General features: G+C 57.0%; 4 protein-coding genes and 1 pseudogene. 2 read left to right on the forward strand and 3 right to left on the reverse strand.

Translation table 11 applies throughout. The features are described from left to right. Positions 1 to 116: 116 nt before the first annotated feature. Both AC0KXF_RS14800 and AC0KXF_RS14805 read right to left on the reverse strand, forming a co-directional pair. The gene (locus AC0KXF_RS14800) at positions 117 to 542 is read right to left on the reverse strand and encodes a LexA family protein (protein ID WP_473109904.1); all 426 of its coding nucleotides are present in this window, start codon (positions 540 to 542) and stop codon (positions 117 to 119) included. An 86-nt stretch (positions 543 to 628) separates the two neighbouring features. Continuing rightward, a complete protein-coding gene (locus AC0KXF_RS14805) occupies positions 629 to 1630 on the reverse strand; it encodes a DNA-processing protein DprA (RefSeq protein WP_473109905.1) in 1002 nt (333 codons plus the stop codon). Positions 1631 to 2804: 1174 nt separating this feature from the next. Between AC0KXF_RS14805 and AC0KXF_RS14810 the strand changes: the two genes are divergently transcribed. Both AC0KXF_RS14810 and AC0KXF_RS14815 read left to right on the forward strand, forming a co-directional pair. Then, a complete protein-coding gene (locus AC0KXF_RS14810) occupies positions 2805 to 4583 on the forward strand; it encodes a site-specific DNA-methyltransferase (protein WP_473109906.1) in 1779 nt (592 codons plus the stop codon). Next, positions 4580 to 6904 carry a DEAD/DEAH box helicase gene (locus AC0KXF_RS14815; protein ID WP_473109907.1) on the forward strand — a complete coding sequence of 775 codons (2325 nt, stop codon included), beginning with the start codon at positions 4580 to 4582 and terminating at the stop codon, positions 6902 to 6904. The genes AC0KXF_RS14810 and AC0KXF_RS14815 overlap by 4 nt, the downstream gene beginning before the upstream one ends. Positions 6905 to 7511: 607 nt before the next feature. Here the strand turns inward: AC0KXF_RS14815 and AC0KXF_RS14820 are convergent. Next, a pseudogene (locus tag AC0KXF_RS14820) lies at positions 7512 to 8264 on the reverse strand (ISL3 family transposase); the annotation flags it as partial. Positions 8265 to 8384 lie beyond the last annotated feature (120 nt).

Raw genomic sequence — 8384 nt, forward strand, 5'->3', positions numbered from 1 at the left:
CGCGATGCTTGAAGTCCTCGCTGTAGTTGTTCTTTGCCATCGCTGACATTCTCGCTTTCTCCAGCGCGATGCTGGATTAGCGTGTCCAAGAAATAGGGGTAGGTTCCGTTCACGGTTCACGCAGTCTTGCTCAAGACCCAGGTCACGACACCCCAGATCGTAAGTTCGCTGAGCTCATCCAGCACGATGTCTGGAAAGTCAGGGTTCGCGGCCCTCAAGACTGGCTGGCCGTCAGCCAGCCGGTCCAGGTATTTCACCGTGTAGTCACCGTCAACGATACCCACGACGATATGTCCAACGATCGGCGTCAGGCCTCGATCCACGAGAAGTAGGGAATCGTTGAAGATACCTGCTCCAACCATCGAGTCGCCCGTGGCCCGCCAAATGTAGGTCGATGCTCGATCCCGGATCAGTCGCTCCGAGAGGTCAAGACTGTCGGTTGGATAGTCCTGCGCCGGTGAAGGGAAACCACACGGCGCTGCCGTCGGCGCAACGAGCAGCGGTATCGGCGCACAGGCCACCGGCTGTGGTTCAGTGAGCACTTCACTCCAATCACTCGAAACTTTGTTCGACTAGTGATGCTACTCCTGGGTTCTGACACCGAATGCCAAAGCCGAGGTGTGCATCGTCAGATCGAGTTGCGCTGCGCGACTGCGCGAACGTGCTGAGGTACCCGGTATGAGCCGATCCTGCGGGGTGGAGTCGCGTCGGGGTCTACGAGCAGATCGCGAACGTCCTCCGAGTTCGTCACGATCTGGGCGTACTCCTCGCGGATCAAGCGATGAGCGCCAGTGCTCGTTGTGGAAGTAACCGGCCCTGGTACCGCGCCGACTTCTCGCCCCAGGTCGTATGCTTCCACTGCAACTTGGAGTGCCCCGGATCGGTAGCCCGCTTCGGGAATGATCGTTGCGGCAGAGAGCGCAGCAAGAATTCGATTCCTCGCGAGGAAACGCCATCTTGTCGGAGCAGAATCGGGTCCGACTTCACTCACCAGCACACCGACATCCCCAACGCGTTCCAGTAGATCACTGTTGCCCGACGGGTAAAGGCGTCCAAGACCGCCGGCCATGACCGCTGCCGTGGTGCCGCCGACTTCGAGCGCCGCCCGGTGCGCGGCAGCATCGACACCGTATGCACCGCCCGACACGATGAGGTACTGATCCCGTGCAAGTTCGCGAGCCAACTCAGTCGTGACCTGGACGCCATAGCCGCTGACGGCTCGTGCACCTGCAAACGTGACGTTCTCATTGATCGGACTCGACAAGAACGAAGCTGATCCACGCACCCACAGCGCGAGCGGTTCTCGAGTCCCCAGAGCTGCGAGACCTTTCGGCCAGTCCTTGTCGCCGGGAATCAAGACCTGCAACCCGAGCGCATCAGTCCTTCCTGCAAGTGGCTTCACCGCGTCGACCAGCAATCGTGGGGATACTTGTTGCCGCCAGAACTCGCCTTCGGTGGCATCGAGTACCTTCGGAAGCGGAGCGTCCTTCGTGGTTGCCAGGCGCACCGTCTCCACGGCCCCGACTTCGGCGACGAGTCTACCTGTTCGCGAATCGTTCGGTTCTAAAACACCACTGAGGAACATCCTTGCGGTTCGTTCATCTTGCGCGAGTGAGGTAAGTGTGACCATGCCGGGTTCCATCCGTTCGTTTGCCAGGCAGGTGCGCTCCTCACACCAGAACGTCCGAGCGAGCGTACCCCCTTACGAATGTCACTCCTCTGGCGTATCGTTAAAGACGAGGCAGATTCCTCCTTGATTTGGCGTCCTTCGGGGCAGGCCGGTTGGTCACTCTATTTGCACTGTCTCGTGACCCGAACGTGCAATGGAGGCTCATTATGTTTCGACTTCTATGGATGCTGAGTGCTCGTGTCCGTGGCTTTATGCGTCGCTACATGCCCACCAACGTCCTGCTCGATGCGATTCGCACTCGCAGGGGATTGAAGTGGGGCGTACCCGCGATGGGGCTCGGGGTACTCTACCTACTCGCGGGACGCTGGTGTTTCTCCCTGATACAGGAAGGTGCGTCGGAGGGGCTGTACACAGTCGTAGTCCTGCTCGGATGGAATGGTCTCAAGTTCATTGCCATCGGCCCGGTAAGCGTCATAGCGCTAGCCAAGGCCCGTCTCTCCGAGGTGGTCGCCCGACGTCAGACAGCTCGCATTATTGGCGTTGAGTCTCAGTAGGTGAGGGCGCAGTGAGTAAGTATGCACGCAAGACAGGCTGGCGACCTCGCGACGAGCGGACGCTGTCAGTGCGTGCAGTTCATCGGGAGCCGCCCGATCTGCACAAGCTCTGCGAAGTGTTGATCCGCCTGGTCCTTCAGGACATAGGACGGAGCCGTGCCGAACAGCGCAGGAACGAGCCGCCGGAAACCTATAAGCCGTAATTCAGAGGGGTGATCTACTGAGCGCTGGTGTTCGCACCAGCGCTCTTTTGACGAAGTCACCCGAGCTCGGATAGTAAGAAGTTTCGCACCGCTCCTGCCGATACATGGAACTTTGCTCCGATCCGCGCCAGAGACCATCCTTGATCCCGGAGATGTAGCGCTTCGGCATTTTGGGAAGGTGAGAGTCCTCGCCGTCGCATGGGAATGCCCCGACGATGCAGATGCGCACTCACAGTACGGCGCTCAATTCCGCATCCTGCAACCAGTTCCTATACGGTCTGACCATCCAAGTAACCTCTTGCCAGAGCGTTGTTTCATCGCAAAGTGGTGGGGCTCACCGACGAGCTCTCGACCATCTCTTAGCGAGACTTCTCGAGGACTTCCTGAATGTCGGAGGCCCCTGCCAAAATAGAGGACATGGCGGAACATGAGTGGCCAGACTTGGAGTCTGTGCGCGAAGAAGCAGGTCTACACCTTCATTGGGAAGGCCGCCGGTCCTACAAGTCGCTCGTACCGACCCCGCGGATGCTGGAACGCGACGATTCGTTATCGTTCCACCCGGATCGTGGCCACAACCTCGTGATCGAAGGCGACAACCTCCAGGCAATGGTGTCTCTCAAGACTCAATATGCTGATTCCGTTGATGTGATTTATATCGACCCGCCGTATAACCGGGGCGGCAATGATTTCCGTTATAGCGATGCCCGTTACCAGGATCCTGATGCAGACGGCAGCGATTCTGAATATGTCTCAAATATCGACGGCGGCCGTCACACTAAATGGTTGAACTACATGGCACCTCGCCTTGTAGCAATGAAGTCCTTGATGGCCGACCACGGCGTCATCTTCGTCTCGATCAACGACATCGAGCTCGGCCGCTTGCTAATGCTCATGGACGAGGTCTTCGATGAGAAGAACCGGATCGGCGTCATCACATGGCGCGGGTCTGCAGACAACAACCCCTCACGTATTCAGGTCGAACATGAGTATGTGATCTGCTATGCCAAGAACATCTCATACGTGCCGAAGGTCTGGACTTCGCCTGCCGATGAGATGCGCGATGTACTCCTCGAGCAGTACGACCAGCTGCGTGGTGCTGGGTTGGACGATGCGGCGATGGCAAAGGAATGGGGGTCGATGGTCCGCGCCAACGGACGTGATTCCCTGGGGCGACTTGCGCGCTACACTCACTTGGACGACATCGGACCATATCAGGTGGCATACCGAGTACATAACCCAAAGAAGGGCGGCTACCGGTACGGCGTCACCAAGGAAGGCGTTGTTGAAGATCCGAACGCACAAGACAGCTACCGGATGCCCGCAAACGGTTATAGGTTCCCACCTCAGACGATGCAACGGTATTTGGATGAAGGCAAGATCGTGTTCCCTAAGCGACATGACCAGATCGTCCAGATGAAGGACTACCTGAAGGACTTCCGCGGCACACTTCGCAGTGTCATCGATTTAGATGCCCGTGCGGGAAGCTACCGGCTTAAGCAGCTGTTCGGCGATGAATTCGATGGGTTCCGCTACGCAAAGCCAGTAGAACTGATCGAGTTGTTGGTCGGATCGGCTGGGTCGAAGGACTCTCTTGTGCTCGATGCATTCGCGGGCAGCGGGACGACGGGTGACGCAGTGATGAAGCTGAACCACCAGGACGGTGGACGTCGACGATTCATCCTTATCGAGGAAGGCAGCGATGACGATCCTTATGCTCGCACTCTTGTCGCTCCACGACTTAAGTCGGCAATCGAACTTGATGGGTTTAACTCCGGATTCGAGTTCATGGTCACTGGCGCACAGCTTGACCGTGAAGCGATTCTGAGCCTGGAGAAAGACAAAATCTCAGCTGTGATCTGCCAAACAGACCGGTCAGGCAACCGATCCGGCATCAGGCGAATCGATGGGCCGAAGTGGATCATTGGGGCAAACCAGCGAGGCGAAGCACTCGCCCTTGTCTGGCGAGGAGCAACTCATAGCCAGGTGAATTCTGAGGTCATCAATGAGGCCTTGGCCGAAGCTAAGCAGTTGGGGTTAAAGGCTCCGATTAGGATTTACGGGACGACCTGCAATATCAGCGAGACACGTTCGTTCGTGTTCTGCCAGATTCCCGACGAAATTCTCGCTGCGCTGCAGCTCGAAGAAGTGATGACGGAAGAAGCTGATAAATCAGTAGATACGGTGGTTGCATCGTGAGTTCTGCACTTCGCCTTTTTGAGTTTCAAGAAACGGCAGCAAATCAGATTGCCGAAGCTGCCGCTGACTGGGTCGAGTACTTTGCTGAAGATGGCCCACTACGCTTTGGTAAAATTCCGATCCCGTTCGTTGGTCATCTAAAGGCAGTGACGGGCGCAGGTAAGACACCAATTCTCGCCAAAGTTGTCGGTGATCTGGGGCCAGCCATCGTGCTATGGACTTCTAAGTCGAGCGCAGTAGCAGATCAGACATACCGCAACTTGAATGGTAAGTACTCACACCTTCTACCGCCTGGGTCGCGAGTTGTGCGCGAACGACCAAGTAAGTCAGAGTGGGAAGAACTGATCGAGTCGACCTCCGGATTGACAATCTGGGTAACAACAGTTGGTTCTTGGAACGAAGCTGAGCATGCCGAATCGGGAGGTAGCGAATCCGCTCGACTGAATATGCACCGACCCCACAAAGATTGGGGTGGGGACACCTCACCATGGGATCAGCTACGTTCTTCACCCCAGCGGCCGCTGTGGATCGTGTACGACGAGAGCCACAATCAGACGGGGACACAGCTCGAGCAGCTGATCGGTCTTAGACCGATTGGATTTCTACTTGCATCTGCAACACCGCCGAGTGGCGGCCTTTTTGACCAGTTTGCTGAAGTCGTCAATACGGACGAGCGCGCAAGCGAGATCGCAGCGCGAGGTCGTTACCACGTGGCTACTGCCGACGTGGTTGAGAATCAGCTTCTCAAACACACGATCATGGTTGAGAATTTCGACTCTGATCCAGACCAGCTTTTAGACGCTGCGGTTGCCTTGCACAGAGAGTTGACGGAGGCAGCTCTTGCCGAAGGCGTGAGCATCACACCGAAGGCGCTCTACATTGTGGAGAAGTCCAATCCGACGAAGGATGAAGTCATATCTCGTCCAGTCGCGATCTGGGAACACCTCCGCGCACGTGGAGTCCCTGCTGAAGAGATCGCAATTTATACACAGACCAAGGTCGTGCCGGACGATGCTGTTCGCGTATCTTCATTGGCGGAGTTGCAGCCCCATCACACCCACATCATTTGCAACCGTGCACTGCAGGAAGGTTGGGATGATCCAGAGGCCTATATTGAGTACTTCGACGATGAGTCGAACTCGTACGTTCGTATCGCGCAGGTAATTGGGCGCGCTCTCCGCCAACCGGGCGCTCACCACTTCAACGATGACCGCCTCAACACGTCCACTCTTTTCGTGCGCGTGCCTAACCGAACTTTCGATGGCATCGTCGAAGGTCTGAAGGCTGAGCTGGCCCTCTATGCCATCGATGACACTAACCCCTTCGCCAACCCGTCTATCAGAGTCAAGACTCGCAAACAGCCGTTGCCAGATATTCCGCTAAAGAGCGGACTCGGCACCGAAATCCAGCTTCCTCAATATCAGCTGGGCGAAGCGGAACTGGCCGACGAAACTAAGAAAGTTGAGGCGATGTCGCGGCAGCTTTTCGCTGAGCAAGATTTGCTTGCGAAAGGGCGGAAGAGCATTCAGAAGATTTCGCTCCGCGGCGAAGAAGATACGACCCGCTATGAGCAGATCGCTTCAAGCATGCGACGTAAGAACGGCGAGTATCTTCGTCGTCGCGTGCAGCTTCGAAGCCGTCACTGTGCGCACCTCCTTGAGCCAGAGCTTTTTACGGGGCCAGCATTTGAACAGTGGTCATGCTCAGGATCAACAGCCCAGTCGATACTTTCGGAGCGAGCTGATGCAATCGTCGAGGCGTTCGAGTCGACTGTAGAGCTAGTGCAGAACAAGATTCATGGCGAGGAGACCTGGGTTCCAATCGCCCACACTCCGACGGTGGACAAGTACCACTCGTTCGAGAATGCGGTTCATTCGAAGTATGCGCAGAACCAGTTCAATGCCGAGGAGCTTGAATTTGCAAAAGCACTGGATTCCCTGGGGCGAGGTGTCTGGATGCGCAACCCCACTCGGGGTGACGGCTACGGTATCCAGCTCCCGGTGAAGGTCGGAACTTCGAACACCTTCTATCCGGATTTCCTCTGGTGGGTGGACGGTGAGTGCTTTGCCATCGATCCCACAGGAAAACATATCCTCGAAGAGAAGGTGCGGTCGAAGCTTCTCACGATTAACACTCCGAAGATCGCCCTAATTACGCGCGGTAAAGTCAGTTCTGATTTCCGAACCCTTTCGGATACCGATGGCTTCACACTTGTGCGGCCGCGCAAGACGCGCACTCCGACGCCCGAATATCTCAACACGATTGAAGAGGCATTGAATCGGCTAGCGCCACCAGTCGACGTCGAGACCTCTGGAGAATAACGCGCAGAACATCGTCAGTCCTGAGTGCCTTGGTCGAGCTTACAAGGCCACGTTTCAGCTCGGCGAATGAGCTCGGATCTCAGTCCACCAGCAGCTTGGAGATAGGCTAAACAAGCTTAAGTCCTCGAAAGAGATACTTGCTATTGGTATTGGCGGTCTCAGCCAAAGATGAAAAGGACATGAGATTTGGCAACCAGTTGACGGCAACTCAACGACGAACTTTGTGGACTCGATGCCCTCAACGAATACCCAACGGAATCAGCCGTGACGGTTCCAAACCGACCAGCTAGAATCGGAGTAGGCGAATCGCCTCATTCCCAAGTAAATCAAGGGAACCATAGATATTCCAAGGTAATCAAAAGTGCCTCTGATCAGGACTTTTGATCGACGGGGTCGCAGGTTCAAATCCTGTCATCCCGACCAAGAAGTCGCGGAAACCCAACGGTTTCCGCGACTTTTTAGTTGGTAGAAATTGAACCCTGCACGAGATTCGCATGAGAATCACTCTCTGATCCGGCCACTTCAGGCCTTCCGCTCCGGCAGCGTCTGGTTGCTGCCGATCCATCTGGTTTTCTGCCTGCGCGCCGTACGTCGCTGGTATGGAGGCTCATCGGAATTGAGGGTGTAGGCGGGTTCTGAACCCGCCGGTCTCGAGCAGTGATCTCGCGATGTAAAGGGTCAGGTTCCGGAACCCCAGCGCAGAACCGCGGAGATGCTCGAGCCTCCCGTTGATCGCTTCGGTTGGCCCGTTGGAGGTCCTCGGGTGATCGAAGTACGCGAGGATGTCCGGGCGTCTTCGGTCGAGGGTGTACGCGAGTTTCCGGAGTTCGGTGAACCAGGTCGGGGTCGTCGCTTTCAACGTATCGATCAGTTCGCGCAGCCGCTTCCTCCCGAGACCCGAGTGCTTCTCGCGGTACGCGGCCACGACCTGCTGATAGGCCCGCCATGCCCGCCACACATCCGCATGCGCGGGGTCAGCGAACACGGCATCGAGTCGGGCCTGCTGCTTCTCCGTCAGGAACCCCTCGCCTGTTCTGAATATCCGCCGGGCCTGGTAGAGCCGATCCCCGCGCCGCCCGCGATGCCCGAGGGTCTCCTGCTGCACCCGCTGCCTGACGCGGTCGAGTGCCTCGCCGGCGAGTTGGACTACGTGGAAGGGATCCATTACCTCGGTAGCGTCGGGAAGGTGCTCCTTCGACGCGGTCTTGAACCCAGTGAACCCGTCCATCGCGACGACCTCGATCCCGGCCCGCCAGGCCGGTGTTCTCGCCGCGAGCCAGTCCGAGAACACCTGCTTCGATCTCCCCTCGATCATGTCGAGCAACCTGGCCGCACCCCGGTTCTCACGTACCGGGGTGAGATGGAACCTACCCCCATTTCTTGGACACGCTAATCCAGCATCCAGTAGTGCCCCGTAAAGTGGTGTAGCGCACGGTGGCCAGCACGTCGTAGAACGTGGACGCGGTCACCGTGTGATCCT

The sequence above is a fragment of the Leucobacter holotrichiae genome, assembly GCF_055791005.1.